This is a genomic window from Sneathiella glossodoripedis JCM 23214, from assembly GCF_000616095.1.
Lineage (GTDB): Bacteria > Pseudomonadota > Alphaproteobacteria > Sneathiellales > Sneathiellaceae > Sneathiella > Sneathiella glossodoripedis.
Genome location: NZ_BAMS01000002.1, coordinates 55114 through 74078, shown reverse-complemented (window position 1 = coordinate 74078; position 18965 = coordinate 55114). Strand labels below are relative to the sequence as shown.

General features: G+C 47.9%; 19 protein-coding genes and 1 pseudogene. 12 read left to right on the top strand and 8 right to left on the bottom strand.

Translation table 11 applies throughout. The features are described 5' to 3' along the window. Positions 1 to 29 precede the first annotated feature (29 nt). Genes JCM23214_RS08360 through rsmA form a run of 3 tightly spaced genes read left to right on the top strand, consistent with a single transcriptional unit; the run spans position 30 to position 3144 of the window. Positions 30 to 1310, top strand: coding sequence for a peptidylprolyl isomerase (locus tag JCM23214_RS08360; protein ID WP_267879396.1), 1281 nt, complete (start codon positions 30 to 32; stop codon positions 1308 to 1310). Between the two features lie 26 nt (positions 1311 to 1336). Beyond that, positions 1337 to 2314, top strand: coding sequence for a 4-hydroxythreonine-4-phosphate dehydrogenase PdxA (pdxA, locus tag JCM23214_RS08355; RefSeq protein ID WP_025898555.1), 978 nt, complete (start codon positions 1337 to 1339; stop codon positions 2312 to 2314). Beyond that, the gene (gene rsmA, locus JCM23214_RS08350) at positions 2311 to 3144 is read left to right on the top strand and encodes a 16S rRNA (adenine(1518)-N(6)/adenine(1519)-N(6))-dimethyltransferase RsmA (protein WP_025898554.1); all 834 of its coding nucleotides are present in this window, start codon (positions 2311 to 2313) and stop codon (positions 3142 to 3144) included. The genes pdxA and rsmA overlap by 4 nt, the downstream gene beginning before the upstream one ends. Here the strand turns inward: rsmA and gmk are convergent. The 8 genes and pseudogenes from gmk to fabD all read right to left on the bottom strand — a co-directional run bounded on the left by gmk (position 3141) and on the right by fabD (position 10723). After that, positions 3141 to 3794, bottom strand: a complete 654-nt coding sequence (gene gmk / locus JCM23214_RS08345; protein WP_025898553.1) for a guanylate kinase — start codon at positions 3792 to 3794, stop codon at positions 3141 to 3143. The two genes, rsmA and gmk, sit on opposite strands and share 4 nt — an antisense overlap. A 144-nt stretch (positions 3795 to 3938) precedes the next feature. After that, positions 3939 to 4818 (bottom strand): annotated as a pseudogene (locus tag JCM23214_RS19775) (YicC/YloC family endoribonuclease). A 287-nt stretch (positions 4819 to 5105) separates the two neighbouring features. After that, entirely contained in the window at positions 5106 to 6167 is a 1062-nt protein-coding gene (locus JCM23214_RS08335) for a hypothetical protein (protein ID WP_148301803.1), read from the bottom strand. A gap of 91 nt (positions 6168 to 6258) precedes the next feature. Then, positions 6259 to 7245 (bottom strand): endolytic transglycosylase MltG, encoded by a 987-nt coding sequence (mltG, locus tag JCM23214_RS08330; protein WP_025898551.1) that lies wholly within the window; start codon positions 7243 to 7245, stop codon positions 6259 to 6261. A gap of 16 nt (positions 7246 to 7261) precedes the next feature. Further along, positions 7262 to 8521, bottom strand: a complete 1260-nt coding sequence (gene fabF, locus JCM23214_RS08325; protein WP_025898550.1) for a beta-ketoacyl-ACP synthase II — start codon at positions 8519 to 8521, stop codon at positions 7262 to 7264. 55 nt (positions 8522 to 8576) lie between these two features. Next, complete coding sequence (locus tag JCM23214_RS08320) at positions 8577 to 8807, bottom strand: acyl carrier protein (protein ID WP_025898549.1); 231 nt, start codon at positions 8805 to 8807, stop codon at positions 8577 to 8579. A 183-nt stretch (positions 8808 to 8990) separates the two neighbouring features. After that, entirely contained in the window at positions 8991 to 9728 is a 738-nt protein-coding gene (gene fabG, locus JCM23214_RS08315; protein ID WP_025898548.1) for a 3-oxoacyl-ACP reductase FabG, read from the bottom strand. Positions 9729 to 9769: 41 nt separating this feature from the next. Next, entirely contained in the window at positions 9770 to 10723 is a 954-nt protein-coding gene (fabD, locus tag JCM23214_RS08310) for an ACP S-malonyltransferase (protein WP_025898547.1), read from the bottom strand. A gap of 199 nt (positions 10724 to 10922) precedes the next feature. On the opposite strand from fabD, the gene rpsF reads away from it, so the two are divergent. The 9 genes from rpsF to radA all read left to right on the top strand — a co-directional run bounded on the left by rpsF (position 10923) and on the right by radA (position 18955). Continuing rightward, positions 10923 to 11342, top strand: a complete 420-nt coding sequence (gene rpsF, locus JCM23214_RS19770) for a 30S ribosomal protein S6 (protein WP_025898546.1) — start codon at positions 10923 to 10925, stop codon at positions 11340 to 11342. After that, positions 11342 to 11575, top strand: a complete 234-nt coding sequence (gene rpsR, locus JCM23214_RS08300; RefSeq protein WP_025898545.1) for a 30S ribosomal protein S18 — start codon at positions 11342 to 11344, stop codon at positions 11573 to 11575. Before rpsF ends, rpsR begins: the two co-directional genes overlap by 1 nt. Positions 11576 to 11621: 46 nt before the next feature. Beyond that, positions 11622 to 12575, top strand: a complete 954-nt coding sequence (locus JCM23214_RS08295) for a DUF2232 domain-containing protein (protein ID WP_025898544.1) — start codon at positions 11622 to 11624, stop codon at positions 12573 to 12575. Then, a complete protein-coding gene (gene rplI, locus JCM23214_RS08290; protein WP_025898543.1) occupies positions 12575 to 13144 on the top strand; it encodes a 50S ribosomal protein L9 in 570 nt (189 codons plus the stop codon). The genes JCM23214_RS08295 and rplI overlap by 1 nt, the downstream gene beginning before the upstream one ends. A 250-nt stretch (positions 13145 to 13394) precedes the next feature. Further along, the gene (locus JCM23214_RS08285; protein WP_025898542.1) at positions 13395 to 14870 is read left to right on the top strand and encodes a replicative DNA helicase; all 1476 of its coding nucleotides are present in this window, start codon (positions 13395 to 13397) and stop codon (positions 14868 to 14870) included. After that, the gene (gene alr, locus JCM23214_RS08280) at positions 14870 to 15985 is read left to right on the top strand and encodes an alanine racemase (protein WP_025898541.1); all 1116 of its coding nucleotides are present in this window, start codon (positions 14870 to 14872) and stop codon (positions 15983 to 15985) included. The genes JCM23214_RS08285 and alr overlap by 1 nt, the downstream gene beginning before the upstream one ends. 11 nt (positions 15986 to 15996) lie before the next feature. Next, positions 15997 to 16773, top strand: a complete 777-nt coding sequence (locus JCM23214_RS08275; RefSeq protein ID WP_025898540.1) for an MlaE family ABC transporter permease — start codon at positions 15997 to 15999, stop codon at positions 16771 to 16773. A 7-nt stretch (positions 16774 to 16780) separates the two neighbouring features. Further along, positions 16781 to 17557 (top strand): ABC transporter ATP-binding protein, encoded by a 777-nt coding sequence (locus tag JCM23214_RS08270; RefSeq protein WP_025898539.1) that lies wholly within the window; start codon positions 16781 to 16783, stop codon positions 17555 to 17557. Between the two features lie 15 nt (positions 17558 to 17572). Next, positions 17573 to 18955, top strand: coding sequence for a DNA repair protein RadA (gene radA / locus JCM23214_RS08265; RefSeq protein WP_025898538.1), 1383 nt, complete (start codon positions 17573 to 17575; stop codon positions 18953 to 18955). Positions 18956 to 18965 lie beyond the last annotated feature (10 nt).

Here is an 18965-nt window from a genome sequence, read left to right as displayed (position 1 = left end):
GATGTCCTGAGCAAAAAAATTTAAGTGTTTTGAGAGTTCACATGAAATTGTTCGCAAAAATTTTGACTGCTATCGCCCTGCTTACAGGCTTTGCCAGCGTTAATGCTCCCGTGCAGGCACAGGAAGTCCAAAAAATTGTCGCTATAGTAAATGACGACGTGATTTCCGGATATGATGTTATTCAGCGCATAAATCTCAATATTTTCATGGCGGGACTACCTGCAAACAATCGTACTCGGCAGCAGCTTGTTCCCTCAGTCATCAAAACACTCATCGATGATCAACTGAAACTGCAGGAAGCCAAGAGACGCAACACAGAAGCCAGTGATCAGGAAATAAACCGTGCAATTGAGCAATTTGAACAACGCTTCAACATTCGCCCAGGGAAATTTGAAGAAGCTCTGGCAACTATCCGCGTGGATCCAGAAACTGTCATTCATCAAATTCGGGCAACAATTGGTTGGGACAAGCTTATCAGGCGGCGCATCGTGCCGCGTATCAACGTGACAGAAGCTGAAATAAAATCCAAACAGGAAGAGCTGCGCGCTAACAAAGGTAAAAACGAGTACCGAATTCGGGAAATATTTCTACCAATAGAAGTCGCATCGAAAGAGCCTGAAATCCGCCAGAACGCTGAAAACCTGGCCGGACAACTTAAACAAGGTGCAAATTTTGCGCGTGTTGCCGCTCAGTTTAGTGAAGGGCCAACAGCTGCAAATGGGGGGCTTGTTGGGTGGCAGATGGCAGAGGAAATGGCACCAGAAATAGCCCGTTCAGTAGCAAAGCTGGAGCCGGGCAAAATTTCGGAACCGATCCGTACACGCGATGGCTATTATATCGTAGCTGTAGAGGATATTCGTAAGATTTTAGGTGAAAGTAGTAGCGACGCTCTAATGGAACTTGCCCAAATCGTTGTCCCACTTAAACCAGCCGAAGACAACAACCGCAAGGACAGTCAAACTCAGTTGGCAAAAACAGTGTCCAGCTTTGTCAATGGCTGCGAATATTTACAGGATATGGCAAGCGAAATGGTGAACAATGAAAGCGGTAAAATGGGCCGTGTTCAGTTAAGTAATTTGCCTGACAAATTCAGAAATCTGGTGGAAAATCTGGAAGAAGGCGAAGCAAGTGATCCTTTTTTGGATGAGGATAAATACCGGATCTTTATCGTCTGCAATCGCACCGATACCCGCATGCAAAGCGACAGTGAGGAAGCCATTCGTCAATTGATCGGAAATAAACGTATCGAAGCTCGTGCACGGCGTTATCTAAACGACTTGCGGCGCGAGGCGTCAATTGAGTCACGCTAGTTGCGTGGCTTTTGGAGACGAACACCATGCGTGAGAAACCTCTACTGGTGACTATGGGCGATCCGAATGGGATCGGCCTTGAAATCACTTTCAAGGCATGGAAACAGCGAAAAACCGAACAATTGCCGGATTTTATTCTTGTTGGGGCCACCAGCAGAGTAGAAGCTGCCTTGAACCTGCTGAAAATGGATATCCCAACAGCTATTCTAAGGTCTCCGAATGAGGATTGTGATCCTAGCAGGCTCAACATAATAGATATTGGTGAAAACAACCAATCACCTGCAGAAGAAACCATTCAATCAATTGTAATGGCGACCAACTATTGCATGAACGGTGAAGCCCGTGCACTGATCACTAATCCCATTCAAAAAAAGCGACTGTATGAAGCTGGGTTCAAGCATCCCGGGCATACGGAGTTTCTCGCGGAGTTGACGGGATCACCAGACAAATCTGTAATGATGCTGGCCTGCCCCGGACTGCGGGTCGTTCCCGCAACCATCCATATCCCTCTCGCACAGGTGAAGCAAACCCTTACCGCAGACCGACTTGAAGCCGTGGTTAGAACAACCTATAGGGACCTTGTCACTCGTTTTGCTATCAGAGAGCCACATCTGGTGATTGCCGGCCTTAACCCTCATGCAGGGGAAGATGGCAGTATCGGACAAGAGGAAATAGAGATAATTCAACCACTTGTGAACAGACTGAAATCAGAAGGAATGAACATTTCCGGTCCCTACCCTGCAGATAGCCTATTCCACGAAAAAATGCGCAAAAGTTATGACGCTGCAATTTGCATGTATCATGATCAGGCCCTTATCCCCCTTAAAACAATTGATTTTGACAAAGGAGTCAATATTACGCTGGGACTTCCCATCATCAGAACCTCACCGGATCATGGCACAGCTGAAGACATATTCGGAAAGGGATTGGCAAATCCTGCAAGCCTGATTGAAGCCATAAAAGCTGCAGATTTGATGTCCAGAACACAGGGTGATCGCTCATGAGTGACGGCAGTTCACTCCCGCCTCTTCGGGATGTCATCAACACATATGGTTTGCGGGCTGAAAAATCACTTGGGCAGAACTTTCTGTTGGATCTTAACCTCACAGGAAGAATTGCCCGTTGTCCCGGTAATCTCCAGGGTGAAACTGTTCTTGAAATCGGGCCAGGTCCCGGTGGCCTTACCCGTGCAATTTTGGCTGCAGGAGCAAAGCGTCTTGTTGCCATCGAAAAAGACACCCGTTGTCTCGCGGCACTTGAGGAGGTTTCCAAGGCATTTGAAAATCGCCTGACAGTTCATAACGAGGATGCATTAGAAATTGATGAAGCCGAACTCGTCGGTGAAAAAGCGCATATAATTGCCAATCTTCCTTATAATGTTGCAACCCCTTTGCTGATCAAGTGGCTCAAAAAGCGCGAAGACTTCAAATCAATGACGCTTATGTTTCAAAAGGAAGTTGCCGACAGGATTACCGCGGAGCCCAGAACGAAGGCATACGGTCGCCTGTCCATCATCAGTCAATGGCTATGTCATGTATCAAGACAGTTTGATATTTCACCCAAGGCCTTTACTCCGCCGCCGAAGGTAGTGAGTACAGTCGTCAAGCTGGTACCACGCGATCAACCTGCCTTCCCCGCCGATTTAAATACTTTGGAGCGAGTGGTTGGAGCCGCTTTTGGTCAACGCCGAAAAATGCTTCGTGCCAGTCTGAAATCCCTTGGCGGAAATGCAGAGGAAATCCTGAACAGTGCGGGGATCCTTCCAACCAAACGTGCGGAAGAACTCAGCGTCGAGGAATTTTGCCGCCTGTCTGAAGTGTACAGGACGCGTTAGTAACCTTCGCGCAACTGTTCAACGAATGTCAGCAAACCAGTGCGCCGGTTTCGGCGAACCCGTTCAGCTTGCAAAATTGCCTTCACTTCTGCGATACAACGGTTCACATCATCATTGACAACCACGTAATCATATTCACGCCAATGACTGATTTCCTCTGACGCTTTTGACATACGGCGGGCAACGACTTCGTCACTATCCTGTGCACGTGATTTAAGCCGCTTTTCCAGCGCCTGGGTTGAGGGCGGCAATACAAAAACACTCACGAGATCATCACCGGCCTTTTGGGCCAGTTGCTGAGTTCCCTGCCAGTCGATATCGAACAGAATATCTTTGCCCGCTGCCAGTGCTTCACGGACAGGCGCCGCAGGGGTGCCGTAATAATTGTCAAAAACCTTGGCGTGCTCCAAAAGCTCGCCTTTATTTACCAGCAAGTTAAAATCAACCGGTTCCATGAAAAAATAGTCTTTGCCTTCCACTTCACCTGGTCTTGGCTTGCGTGTTGTTGCTGAAACAGACATGGACAGATTATCGTCTTCTGCCAATAAAGCCCGCGATATCGTCGTTTTCCCTGCTCCAGAGGGTGACGATAACACCAACATCAAGCCACGGCGTTCAATTTGAATATTTTCAGTTGAAATTTCAGACACGCGTTTTCCCAACTCTCGGCCACAAGGGTATGTTTGAATAAAAGATTTGCCTGTTTATCAAATTTTTTCAGCGCGCCCAAGTAATAGATACATGTATTTAACGTGAGGCTCTGAAATCCACTCATTCACTTTTTATGGTGCTAACTATTCGATATTTTGCACCTGTTCCCGAAAACGATCGATGATCACTTTCATTTCAAGTCCGATTTGAGTGAGTTCGGTCTCATTGGATTTGGAACATAAAGTGTTAGCTTCTCGGTTAAACTCCTGACAGATAAAATCGAGCCGTCGCCCGATGGCATCCCCTTCTTTGCCCGCCAGAATTTCCCGTGCAGTAGCTACGTGACTTGCAAGCCGGTCAAGTTCTTCGGAGATATCTGCTTTTGTCACCAAAAGCGCAAGCTCCTGTTCGAGTCGATCCCCCTCACGACTGACACCGTTTTCCAACAACGTATCAATCTGTCGCTGTAAACGGGCACGCATATTTTCAGGCCTTAGAGCCGCAGATGAAGCGGCTGCTTTTGTCAAAGATCCGATTTCATCCAATTGCGAGAGCAGCACCGGTTGAAGCTGCGCCCCTTCAGCCACGCGCGCTTCTGTCAGTTTTGAAACAGCCTCCTGCAGGGAAGTTAATAGAGCAGCTTCCAGTGCCTGCTGTTCTGTTTCATCCAGAATGGCTTTTTCCGCTGGTTCGATCACACCTTTCAGTGCCAGCAATCCATCAATACGAGGTGACTTTACCCCGCCAAGGCCAGCTTTTTCTTTGGAAAGTTCTATTAGCTCATCCAGGAACTCGTGGTTGATCTGATAATTGGATTTACCCGACGTCTGCTGCAATTGCAGATGTAAATTGATGCTTCCCCGATGAAAATTTGTCTTCAGTATTTTACGCAGATTCTTCGACTGCATCATAGCCATATGGCAGGCGAGTTCGAATTTCGAGACCACGTCCGTTGACACTTTTCAGCTCCCAGAGCCAGGTATGCTCGGCATGACTACCACTACTTCGCGCAAAACCTGTCATACTTTGTACTGCCACGGTGACCTCGCTTCCTGAAACTTATCTATTCTGTATATCGTTGATATCCAGAACGCACAAGAAGCGCCTCAATACCTCTCTATTCGGATCGTTTTTTCCTCGATATCCTGCTATGGAGACAAAAGGCAGCCACACAGCCGGTTAAATAAGCGGCCATTGCTTTTAAGTATGCCAAATTTTGACCGACTATGAAATGTTGCTGATCAAAAACAAGCGAAATTGTCAAACCCAATACTCCACCTACTGCCCCAATCAAACCAACTCCCGCAATTTTACCGCAGATAGCTACGTTTTCGGACAAGCCGTGCAACAGTTACAGCAATGGCGGTCAGAGCACCTACTCCTCCCCAAAGGAAAGTACCCATTCCGCTTAGCAATACATGAAAATTACTTGCCACTTCAGTAACAAACAAATCCTTTGTGATGATTTGGAATAACAGCAAGAGCGGCATTAGAACCAGCACCAGAGCTGCAATCACAAATGGTATTCCAAACAGATACGGATTTGTGGTCTGACTTTCCTGAATACTTCTACCGCTTACCTTATTATGTGGATATGTTCGTTTTAGTACATTCCGATATGCATCTTTAAGTGTCTTTAGAGCTTCAACTTTGTTGGCCTTTTCATCAAGCGTCTTTGTCTGTTGTATTGCCGCGTCAAGGTTGTTGAGGAATTGATTCTCCGCAGCAGAAGGTTGATGTAAAAAAAAACCCGCCAACAATACGGCGTGATGTAGCGTTCTCTCCAATTCCTGTTCAATATGTTTGTTGGCCTTGGAATTTATTGTGTTTTTTGTTTCCCCCCTCAACGAGCTCTCTTCGGGTTTACTTTCCGGAACTTTTTCGAGTGCTTCTTTTGAAGTGTTTTCCTTCCTGAAAGGAGTTGACTCTCCGCTTTTTTCAGGCTTTTCATTAGAGTTTATTAATTCTGACTGTTGACCAAAGTTTCTAACTGGTTTTTGAACGCATTTTGCGGGGTCAACCAACTTGCTACCCTGCAAAATCTGATCAGCATCCATCTCGTTGTTTTTAGGAGGCTTTAAAACGGACGGCTCAATTTTACCCTCTTTAGATGACTGCGGTTCTGACTCGGTTTTTTGGGTGGTCATGATTGGCAAGTCAACGGCATCATTGGCCATTAAAGTTAAAGGCGGTTTCTCTTCCGTGGGTCTGCCTGGATCAATTTTTTCGTCAATCACAGTCGCTACATCATGCGTCTCAGACATATTGGAAGCTTTTTCATTAAGACGAGAGATTTCGCCTTTTAGTTCTTTAAGGCAGTCACGAAGTTGGCGGCGTTGCCGCAGAAGTGTCTGAATTGAATCGCTATTCACTGTCATATCATTCCGCATCCGTTAAAACGCTTTGCAGTAATAACGTGCAGAACTGAAATTTGTGCCATGCAAGCACATACAAGTTCAATTATCAGTTTGATTTCCGGCTGCGTTCTATTTTTCGCCAGTTGCGCACATTGCGATTGTGATCAGCCAGATTTGTCGCAAAAACATGCCCGCCATCCCCACTGGCGACAAAGTATAAATACTTGGTTTGAGCGGGGCTCAGAACTGCTTTAAGGCTTTCAATACCAGGATTGCAAATGGGCCCTGCAGGTAATCCTGAGCGGGTGTATGTGTTGTATTCATTTTTGGCAGCAAGGTCTTTTTTGGAAATGGGACGCTCCATAACCGAAAGTCCTTTGGTGACGCCATATATCACAGTGGGATCCGACTGCAGACGCATATTAATCCGCAAACGGTTCAGGAATACGCTCGCAACTTTTGCCCTTTCACCTGCTACACCGGTTTCTTTCTCCACAATTGAAGCCAGAATAATCAGATCATTTTTAGTTTTTATCAGTGGATTTGGGTTCCTGTTTTGCCAAAGTTCATCCACTGTATCCTGAAAAGCTGCTTTCATTCGGCGGATCAGCGTATCCCGGCTATCACCCCGATTAAAATGATAAGTCTCAGGAAGAATGCTTCCCTCTGGCATTTTTTCGGTAATTTCACCGACCAAAATTTCAGATTGTTCAATCAGTTTCCTAATTTCGAGGCTTTGCAGGCCTTCGGGAATAGTAAGCGCATGCTGGATGGATTTACCTTCCACCAGCTTTGACATAACCTCTTCACCGCTCATGCCGGGCGTGAATTCATACTCCCCCGCCTTCAGGCTTTTATCCTGAGATTGCAGCCTGGTCCCAAGCAGGAAAGAAAATTCGTTGTGAATTATTCCTTCGCTTTGAAGTTGTTTGGCAATTTGCCGGACACCGGTGCCTTTTTCGAAGAGCATTATTTTTGAGTGGGTCAGTGGTCCGGGCTTAGTAAATAAGTGCCAGCCATAACCAAAAAGCCCCGCAACTGCTGCATTAAACAACAGAAACAGGGCAATCAGAAAAATCAGGTATTTTTTCATGCAGCCGTCTGCAGAGTTACACCCGTTTCATGACAAGGCTTGCGTTAGTCCCGCCAAACCCGAAGGAGTTGGACAGAACTGCATCGACTTTCTTCTCCTGTGCCGTATTAGGCACAAGATTGATATCCAGACCATCAGATGGGTTTTCCAAGTTAATGGTTGGAGGAAGAATGCCATTTTCCATGGCAAGAATTGAAAATACGGCTTCAACACCACCAGCAGCACCCAACAGGTGACCTATTGCTGATTTGGTTGATGACATCGCAAGATTTTCAGCGCTTGAACCAAAGAGACGCTTAACAGCCCCGACCTCAATCTCATCTCCCAATGGGGTCGAGGTTCCGTGAGCATTCACATACCCGATATCGTCAGTTGACAGACCTGATTTGCGAATAGCCATTTGCATGGAGCGATATCCACCATCACCGTCACTGGCAGGAGCCGTAATGTGATAGGCATCGCCTGTAAGGCCATAGCCGACCACTTCTGCATAAATATGAGCACCACGTTTTTTCGCGTGTTCATATTCTTCCAGAACAACAACGCCAGCACCTTCACCCATCACAAAGCCATCGCGGTCTTTGTCATAGGGGCGGGATGCCTTGGTTGGATCATCGCTGAAGTTTTTAGACAGGGCTTTGGCCGCGGAAAAGCCTGCAAAGCCAATTCGGCACATGGCAGCTTCTGCACCACCAGCAACCATAACATCGGCATCGTCACAGGCAATCATGCGGGCCGCATCACCAATCGCATGCGCACCTGTAGAACAAGCTGTAACCACAGCATGATTAGGCCCTTTATAGCCATGACGAATTGAAACTTGTCCAGAGACCAGATTGATCAGAGCGCCAGGAATAAAGAAGGGGCTGATACGACGTGGCCCCTGCTCTTTGAGCTTGATGGAATTTTCTTCGATTGAAGGAAGTCCGCCAATACCAGACCCAATTGTAACGCCGGTTCGGCAAAAATCCTCTTCAGTTTCCGGTTTCCAACCAGAGTCCAAAATGGCTTCTTCAGCAGCAGCAATCCCATAAATGATAAATTTATCCAGCTTACGCTGCTCTTTCGGGGCCAGAATATCATCGGCCCGAAAGGCATCTGGATGGTTTTCGTCGACAGGAACCTCACAGCCGTAGTCCACGGCGAGATCTGTTGTATCAAATTTGGTGATCTTTCCTGCACCGGACTCACCATTGATCAATCTATTCCAGCTTGGCTTAACACCATTTGCCAGAGGCGTAACCAGACCCAATCCAGTGACAACTACACGTCGCATCATGAAACCTATCGATGAATTAAATTATAGAAACCAGTTCTTTAACCGAGGTCGCTTACGCGTTTTCGATGAAAGTAATAGCGTCTTTCACTGTGAGGATTTTTTCTGCAGCATCGTCAGGAATTTCAATGTCAAATTCTTCCTCGAATGCCATAACCAACTCAACAGTGTCCAAGCTGTCCGCGCCCAGATCATCAATGAAGCTTGCATCTTCAGTTACTTTAGATTCATCAACACCGAGATGTTCAATGACAATTTTTTTAACTCGTGTAGCAATATCGCTCATGTGTGTTGTCCTTAAGATAAACCAACAATAAAAGTTCAATTGTTTTACTGATGGCGCCCCGTAAATCAATCCGTTTTTACCATCAGTGAAATCTCGTGGCGTTCCTAACATACTTTACAGTTAATGCAAAGAAAACCTCTCACATTCTAAATTCTGATTTTAGCTCCTATTTTCAGAATGTGACTAAATCATGGCCATGCCACCATTAACATGTAGTGTCTGGCCTGTGACATAAGCCGCTTCATCGGACGCCAGATACAGGACGGCCGCCGAAATATCCGCCGGATCGCCCAGACGACCAGCCGGGACATTCTGCAGCAGATTTTCCTTTTGTGCATCTGAAAGTTCATCAGTCATCGCCGTTGCAATAAAGCCCGGCGCGACACAATTGACTGTAATTCCGCGCGCAGCAATTTCCTGTGCCAATGATTTGGACATGCCAATCATGCCAGCCTTGGAAGCCGCATAATTCATTTGTCCCGGGTTGCCTGTTACGCCAACAATTGAAGTAATGTTAATAATGCGTCCAGTGCGACGCTTCATCATTCCGCGCAAGCAGTTCCTGGACAGTTTGAACGCAGATTTCAGATTAACATTCAAGACGGTATCCCAATCTTCGTCTTTCATTCGCATCGCAAGTCCATCGCGAGTGATACCGGCGTTATTGACCAGAATATCAACCTGTCCCATCGCGGCCTCGGCATCCTTGATCAGATTATCCACGGCATCCATATCCGAAAGGTTGCATGGAACAACATGAACACGTTGTGCAAGCTCTTTCGCCAGATCCTGAAGTGCCGCTTCACGGGTTCCTGAGATAGCAACTGTCGCCCCTGCAGCATGAAGGTCTTTGGCAATTGCCGCACCCAACCCGCCAGACGCACCGGTCACCAATGCACATTTACCGGTCAAATCAAACATAGGTCTCTCCCCTTTTCCTGTATTCCATTACAGCGGTTGGTTCAAAGTGAATTTAAGAATGCTTCGATGTCAGATGGCCCCTGAAGAGCGCTACCTGTCATAGCCTTGTTAATACGGCGAACCATCGCAGAGAGAACTTTACCGGTTCCAAGCTCCACAAGTGACTCGATTTCTTGCTGCCCCATATAAAGGACACTTTCACGCCAGCGTACCCGTCCTGTCACCTGTTCAACAAGCAGATTGCGAATTGTTTCGGGGTCACTCACCTGATCGGCCGTAACATTTGCAACCAATGGAACCGCAGGCGGTGCGATGGTGACCTTCGCAAGCTGTGCTTTCATTTCATCAGCAGCCGGTTGCATCAACGGACAATGGAATGGTGCGCTGACCGGCAACATCATTGCTTTGCGCACGCCTTTTTCCTTAGCCAGCTCAATTACTCGCTCAACCGCGCCTTTATGGCCGCTCAGAACTACCTGACCATCTGCATTATCATTAGCGACAACACAGATTTCGTCATTTTCTGAGGTCGAAGCCGCTTCCGCGACCAAATCCTCGACGGGCTTGATATCCATACCGAGCAATGCCGCCATAGCACCCACACCAACCGGCACCGCTTTTTGCATGGCAAGGCCACGTGCCTTAAGAAGCCGGGCAGTATCGGCGAGCTGCAACGATCCCGCCGCTGTCAGCGCTGAATATTCTCCTAAGGAATGCCCAGCCACAAATTCAGCCATATCAGCCAGTTTTTTTCCGCCCTCTTTTTCCAAGACACGGGCGACTGCGACACTTGTCGCCATCAAGGCGGGTTGGGTGTTTTCAGTAAGTGTCAGCTCTTCGATCGGTCCTTCAGTCATCAACTTGGTGAGATTTTGCCCAAGCGCATCATCCACTTCCTGAAAGACTTCTTTGGCAACGGTAAAAGCGTCCGAAAGCTCTTTGCCCATACCGACTGTCTGGCTTCCCTGACCCGGAAATACGAATGCACGTTTCATTATAACTTGTCCGATCCTGTTAGATATTGCTGTGACAGTCATATTACGATTGAAAATCCTGTCAAGCCCACTTGCATAAACTTGAGAAATCTGTATAGTCCGCCGCCTCAATACTCCTTGCCGACGGAGGTCGGCTATGTCTGTTCGGTTAGCATTGGGCTAACTCCAGATACCTACAAGCCATAAGGAGCTTATACATATGCCTCTTTACGAGACAGTTTTTATTGCCCGTCAGGACATTTCATCCCAACAGGTTGATACTCTGACAGAACAAATGTCCGGTTTTATTACTGATGCAGACGGTAAAGTCGCAAAAGTTGAAAACTGGGGTCTTCGCAATCTTGCCTATAAAGTCAAGAAAAACCGCAAAGGCCATTACGTCCTCATGAACATTGATGCACCGGTTGATGCTGTCAAGGAAATGGAACGCAATCTGCGTCTGAACGAAGACATTCTGCGTCACATGACCATTCGCGTTGACGAACTTGACGAAGAAGATTCCGTCATGCTTCAGAGCAAATCCAGCCGCGGCAACCGCCGTGACAGTGAAGACAGTGACGAAGACGTTGCTGACAAATCTGAAGCTTCCGAAGAAACAACAGATGAAGGGGAAGAATAATGTCTGATGCACGTCGTCCTTTTTTCCGCCGCCGCAAGACTTGCCCTTTCTCTGGCGAGGGTGCACCAAAAATCGATTACAAAGACGTAAAGCTTCTGCAACGCTTTGTTTCCGAACGCGGTAAAATCATGCCAAGCCGTATTACTGCTGTATCTGCCAAGAAACAGCGTGAGCTTGCCAAAGCTATCAAACGGGCTCGCAACATTGCCCTGTTGCCGTTTGTAGTAAAATAAGTAGCACCGGGAAGGCGGTGTTCCGCCTTTTCCGATAGTGGAAAACATGGTCAAGAACATTGGCATAAATACAGCTCTTGGGGCACTTAGCACATTGCTTTTCATTTTCTCTTTTCAGGGAAATGAAGGAGCTCCAGGACAAGTAAATGCCCTACAGACGATGTTCATTATGACCTTATCTGTGTTCCCGCTTTTCGTCTCTGGACTGGGATGGGGAATAACAGGCGGTTTGGTATCAGTGGCAACAGGTTCACTTCTTGCCGCGATGCTAGTCGCTCCACTATTCAGTTTGACATATGTTTTAACTTGCGGCCTGCCGGTCTTGGTTCTAACCCGCCAATCCCTGTTGTGGCGCGAGGAAAACGAAAAGATAACTTGGTATCCGGTCTCTAACCTTATGGTGAGCTGGGTATTTGTGAGTATCCTCCTGTCAGGAATGGCAATATCATTGCTGTATCTGAACCCGGAGCTGAAAGCCAATCTGATTGAACAATTCAACCAGATTGTCCCGCAGCTTCAACAACAGGGGGAAATGTTTAAATCAGTTACGGCTGAAATGATTGTCCGGCTGCTGCCACAATTTTTCGGCCCGTTCTGGGGCATTGTCCTGATGATCGCAGGCATTCTGGCACAGGGTGTTCTGGTCAGATTTAATAAGAACATGCGCCCCAGTCCTGCATTTCAGGAACTGAAGCTTCCCGTCTGGATGGCGGTTGCGACAATTGGAGCCTTTGCGTTCAGCTTTTTCTTCAATTGGGCAGATGCCATTCTGGGAGCAGTGACACTCACTTTGGAAATAGCCTTTTTCCTTCAAGGGATGGCCATTATCCACAAGGTATCAAAGGGCTGGGATTATCGCTCTGTCATACTGACTGCGGTGTATTTGTCGATGATTTTAATTTTCTGGCTGGTGCTGGTGATCGTTTTACTGGGACTGGTCGATAGTTGGGTTGGAGTTCGTGAGCGCGCAGCGTCCACGCCAAACCAGGAGGAAGACTAATGGAAATAGTATTGCTGGAGCGTGTTGAAAAACTCGGTCAAATGGGTGATGTCGTTACTGTAAAGAACGGCTATGCTCGCAACTTCTTGTTGCCACAGGGCAAAGCCCTTCGTGCCAACAAGGCAAATCTTGAAATTTTTGAAAAGCAACGGGCTCAGCTTGAAGCTGATAACCTGAAGCGTAAAGAAGAAGCTGAAAAAGTCGCTGAAAAACTGGATGGTACAAGCGTTGTACTGATCCGCGCAGCCTCTGAAAGCCAGCAGCTTTACGGTTCAGTTAGCACACAGGATATTGCCCGCGCCGTTTCTGAAAATGGGGCAACAATTGATCGCAAACAGGTCATCTTGGACAAGGTACTGAAAACCCTTGGTCTGCATGACGTGCGCGTTCGCCTGCACCCGGAAGTAACTGTCGGTATCGTTGTGAATATCGCCCGTTCTGAAGAAGAAGCTGAAATTCAGGCACGCGGTGAATCTGTTGAGGCTGTTGCAGAAGCAGCACTGGACGCCCGTGATGAATCCGGTAATGAAGTTTTCGAATCTACAGCGGAAGTTGAAGACGAAGACTAAGACGGCCTTAGTTTCATCAATTGATGAGCTTATCTTAGAACGGCACCTGTATTCAGGTGCCGTTTTTTTGTTACAGTCCTAAATCCGGTATTATCCACAAGATGCACACAATAGTGCTCTTATCTTTAATAGCTTTTCAATTCCATCCACGTTATCCACAGGCATGTATAAAATTTATGCACAAATTTTCTTCTTAAAAAGCGTAAATTACCTGCCTTCAAACCCGTCAAATTGTGTTAGGGTCGCGCCTATGGAAAGTCCTGTATTCAATTCCGATAAACCATCTGAGGATACGTCCTCACCAACTTATCGCACCCTGCCCCATAATCTGGATGCAGAGCGGGATTTGCTCGGCGCTATCCTGATTAACAACGAAGCAGCCGCGAAGGTGAGTTCTTTCCTGAAGCCAGAACATTTCTATGAGCCCGTTCATGCTCGAATTTATGATGCGGCATCACTGTTGATTGACCGGGGGGAAATCGCAGATCCGATTACGCTTAAATCCTATTTCGAAAATGACGAAGCGCTGGCTGATATCGGCGGTGCCCAGTATCTAGCCCGCCTTGCTGCATCTGCAACGACAATTATCAATGCAGAGAATTATGGGAAGATCATCTATGATCTAGCCCTTAGACGTGAGCTGATCAATCTTGGCGAAGAGATCGTTAATACCGCATATGATTCAACTCTGGAGGAGACATCTGCCTCACAGATTGAAAACGCAGAGAAGCAGCTATTTGCACTTGCGGAAAGCGGATCTCATGAAGGGGGCCTCACCCCTGTTCGAGTAGCAGTTAATATTGCCGTCAAATCAATTGAGGATGCATTTCAGCGTGACGGCAACCTTGTCGGCGTCACTTCAGGTCTTCGCGATCTTGACGCTAAACTCGGCGGTCTGCACAAGTCAGACCTGCTGATCCTGGCGGGGCGCCCGTCTATGGGGAAGACGTCGCTGGCGACAAATATCGCCTATAATGCGGCTAAAGCATATCATGCAACTGGGGGAAAAGAGGGCGCCCCGGTAGGTTTCTTTTCGCTGGAAATGTCGGCTGAGCAACTGGTCGGGCGTATTCTGGCAGAAGCAACCGAAATCAGCTCGGAAAAATTGCGCCGAGGTGATTTATCAGATGATGAATTTGCAAACAAACTGGTTCCACAAAGCGCATTGCTTTCAGAGATGCCACTCTATATTGACGATACCCCGGCGATCTCGATTGCAGCGTTACGCACCCGTGCGCGCCGGCTAAAACGCAGTCACGGGCTTGGCATGATAGTCGTCGACTATTTGCAATTGATGAAAGGCAGTGGACGCGGCGATAACAGGGTTCAGGAAATTTCAGAGGTAACTCAAGGCCTGAAAGCAGTTGCCAAGGAGCTGGACATTCCGGTAATCGCACTATCCCAGCTGTCACGTCAGGTGGAAAACCGGGATGACAAACGACCACAGCTGTCTGACTTGCGAGAGTCTGGCTCGATTGAACAAGATGCAGATGTTGTGATGTTTGTTTACCGCGAAGAATATTACGAAGGCCGAAAAGAACCGTCAGAAGGCACACCGGAACATTTGGAGTGGCAGGAACGCATGGCGCGTGTTCACAATATGGCGGAAGTCATCATCGGCAAACAGCGTCATGGTCCGATTGGAATTGTTAAGCTGCAATTCCAGCCTGAATTTACCCGTTTTGGCGATCTGGCTCTCGATCAGTATTTGCCGGAGCATCATTAATGGATCCGCGGTTATCCGGTGGTTATCTGACCGTTGATTTAACTGCCATCCAGAAAAACTACCAGATCCTGAAAGCAGAAGTTGAAAGTAGTGAATGTGCGGCTGTTATCAAGGCTGACGCCTACGGCTTGGGCGCCAGTGAAGTTGGTAACGCCCTTTACCGTGCTGACTGCCGCAAATTTTTTGTGGCTTTACCAGAGGAAGGAATTTCCCTTCGCAAATCGTTACCGATTGATGCGGAAATATTTATTCTGGGCGGTCTGTTTATCGATTGCGAGGATTTATACATCAAAGAGCGTCTGACGCCTGTTCTAAACAGCCTTGATGAAATTCGAATCTGGTCAGAGCTTGCACACGATCACGGTCCCCTGCCCGCGCTTATTCATCTTGAGACTGGGATCTGCAGACTGGGCTTGATGGCCGAAGATATAGAAGAGCTGAAGGCCAATCCCCACTGGCTCGACGGTATCGAAGTTCAATATCTGATGAGCCATCTGGCAAGTGCTGATATACCCGCTAGCGAGCAAAATGCTGAACAACTTGATGAACTTCATAAGCTGATTGCTAACCTGCCAGAAGGGTTGCAGCACTTACCTGTGAGCTTCGCCAATTCCAGCGGCATATTTTTAGGGAAAGAGTATCATTTTAATCTGGTTCGTCCCGGCGTTGCGCTGTTCGGAGCTAACCCAACTCCCGGCAAAGCCAATCCGATGAATCCAGTTGTTCAATGGCAGGGAAAAATCCTTCAACTTCATAACGTTGACAGCCAAAAACCCGTTGGTTATGGTGCCACTTATCGCACAGGCCAAAAGTCCCGCATTGCAACCGTCGCCATAGGATATGCCGACGGATATTTCCGGAATTTGGGAAACAAGGCATATTGTACGATCAACAATAAACGGGTACCTGTAGTTGGACGCGTCTCAATGGACATGATAACAGTTGATGTGACGTCCCTTGAAGAAGAAGATTGCAAGCGAGGCGACCTTGTTACGCTGGTCGGCGACGACATCACCCTTGATGAAGTTGCCAAGCAAGCCGGGACGATCGCTTATGAAATTCTGACATCCATCGGACGCCGTTGTTATCGCAGGTACTTAACGGACGGGGTATAGGGTCGAACGGTATGGAATGGAACTTTCTGGCGGCAATTGGCCGTGTCGCGCTGCGTTTTCTGGCTGCCGTCGGTCATTTGTCTCTGTTTACGGTGCAAACCGTTCGTCATATTTTCCTCCCCCCCTTCTATTTGCGTATCTTTCTGCGCCAACTCATGAACATAGGTTATTACTCACTGCCTGTCGTTGGCATGACAGCCCTGTTCACAGGAATGGTTCTAGCCTTGCAGATTTATGTTGGGTCATCACGGTTCAATGCTGAAAGCGCGGTCGCGACAATTGTCGTGATCGGACTGACACGTGAACTTGCGCCAGTCCTCAGCGGCTTGATGATAGCGGGCCGTGTTGGCGCAGCAATAGCGGCAGAAATTGGCACAATGCGCGTAACTGAACAAATAGATGCATTGGTTACGCTATCTACAAATCCGTTCAAATATCTGGTAGCCCCACGTGTGCTGGCTGGCATGATCACCCTGCCGCTTCTAGTCCTTATCGCCGATATTATTGGCGTATCCGGCGGGTATCTGGTAGCAACAGAAAGCCTTGGCTTTAACCCCAGTTCCTACATCAAGAACACATTTGATTTTCTTGAAGCGCGGGATGTCATATCCGGGCTGATAAAATCATCTGTATTCGGCTTTATTGTCTGTCTGATGGGCTGTTATCACGGCTTTAACTCAACAGGTGGCGCGCAAGGGGTTGGACGCGCAACAACTAATGCTGTTGTCTCCTCCTTCATCCTGATTCTCATCAGCGATTACTTCCTGACTGTCATGTTGCTGGATTAAAAAACTGATGAGCAAACCACCTAAAATCAGCCTTAAGAATGTTCATAAATCATTTGGCAAAAAGCATGTGCTTAATGGTTTATCGCTGGATATTATGGAGGGGGAAAGCCTCGTCGTAATTGGTGGTTCAGGCACGGGCAAGTCCGTAATGTTAAAATGCATACTGGGCCTGATTACACCGGAGAGCGGCGAGATTTTCATCGACGGTCAGCAGGTTATCGGCCTTCCACAAGCGGAAAGGGAAAAAAGCCTTCGTAAAACCGGAATGCTGTTTCAGTATGCCGCCTTGTTTGACAGCCTGCCCGTGTGGGAAAATGTAGCCTTTGGTCTGATACAGGCTCAGGGAATGGCCCGTACAAAAGCTCGGGAAAAAGCGATAGAGATGTTATCGCTGGTCGGGTTGGAAGCAGATATGGCCGATCGAAACCCCGCAGAATTATCTATGGGCATGCAAAAAAGGGTGGGATTGGCGCGGGCAATCGCTACTCACCCTGAGATCATTTTTTTCGATGAACCAACGACAGGTTTGGATCCGATCATGGGTGATGTAATAGATACTCTGATCCGTGATTGTACCCGGCATCTGGGAGCGACTACGCTCACCATTTCACATGATATGGAAAGCGCACAAAAAATTGCCGATCGCATCGCACTCATCTATAAAGGCGAAGTTGTCTGGAATGGACCTGCAAATGAGATCGAAACCTGTGGAAATCCATATGTCGAACAATTTATCAGGGGTGATCTGGATGGCCCCATTGAACTGGATATCTTGAAACCCTGATACTGAAGGGGCCAAATGGCGCGCATAAGTGAACAGTATGTCTGTCAGCATTGCGGAAGCAGCTACCGCAAGTGGCAAGGCAAATGCGATGACTGCGGTGAGTGGAACTGCATTATACAGGATACAAGCCGGGATGCCTTACCCAAGGGGCTGTCAACGGGCAAAGGCCGTGAGATTGCGTTCACATCCCTCAACACAGACCACGAGGAATATGTCCGCCTTAAGTGCGGGCTGAACGAACTCGATCGCGTTCTAGGCGGTGGGTTTGTTCCCGGATCATCAGTCCTGATCGGCGGAGACCCCGGAATCGGCAAATCAACCATCCTGCTTCAGGCTGTTGGGCTGATGGCAAGACTTGGCCATAAATGCACTTATATTTCTGGCGAGGAAGCGACAGCTCAAATCTCCATGCGGGCACGCAGACTGGCGTTAGCGGATAGTCCCGTGCAACTGGCTTCCGCCAATTCGGTGCGGGACATTATCAGCAGTCTGGAAAAGGCTGATCCACCTGATTTGCTTATTATCGATAGTATCCAGACCATGTATGCCGATAATATCGACAGTGCGCCCGGTTCGGTTTCACAGGTGCGTGCCTGTTCGCAGGAATTGATACGCCTTGCCAAAAAGCTGCAATGCGCCCTGATGCTAGTCGGGCATGTGACCAAAGATGGTCAAATCGCTGGTCCAAGAGTGCTCGAACATATGGTTGATACGGTTCTGTATTTCGAAGGAGATAGAGGACATCAATTCCGGATTTTACGCGCCGTAAAAAACCGATTTGGAGCAACTGACGAAATCGGTGTTTTTGAAATGACGGACGCGGGGCTGAGCGAAGTCGCAAATCCATCCTCTTTATTCCTGAGCAATCAGGACAAGGAAATCAGCGGCGCGTCCGTTTTCGCAGGGATGGAGGGGACCAGACCCTTGCTTGTGGAAATACAGGGGCTTGTTGCACCATCCCAACAAGCAACACCGCGACGGGCAGTGGTCGGCTGGGATCAAAGCAGGCTTGCGATGATTTTGGCAGTTCTAGATGCTCGTTGTGGGCTGTCACTGGCGGGTAACGAGGTTTATCTTAATGTTGCAGGAGGATTGCGGGTACATGAACCTGCGGCCGATCTGGCGGTGGCAGCAGCACTTGTTTCGTCAATTTCTGACATCCCCGTACCGGAAAACAGTATCATTTTTGGCGAGATTGGATTATCTGGTGAGATACGTGCCGTGGGGCAAACTGATGCCCGCTTGAAAGAGGCGGCAAAGCTCGGATTTACGAATGCGATTATACCCAGTGGAAGTAAGGTAAAGGATCCTTCGCTGAAAATAATTGAAGTTGAACATTTATCCGAAATCGTTCGCCTGTTTACAGGCAGCAAATCGCAAAATGCGGTTGAAGTTTGATGGGACGTTG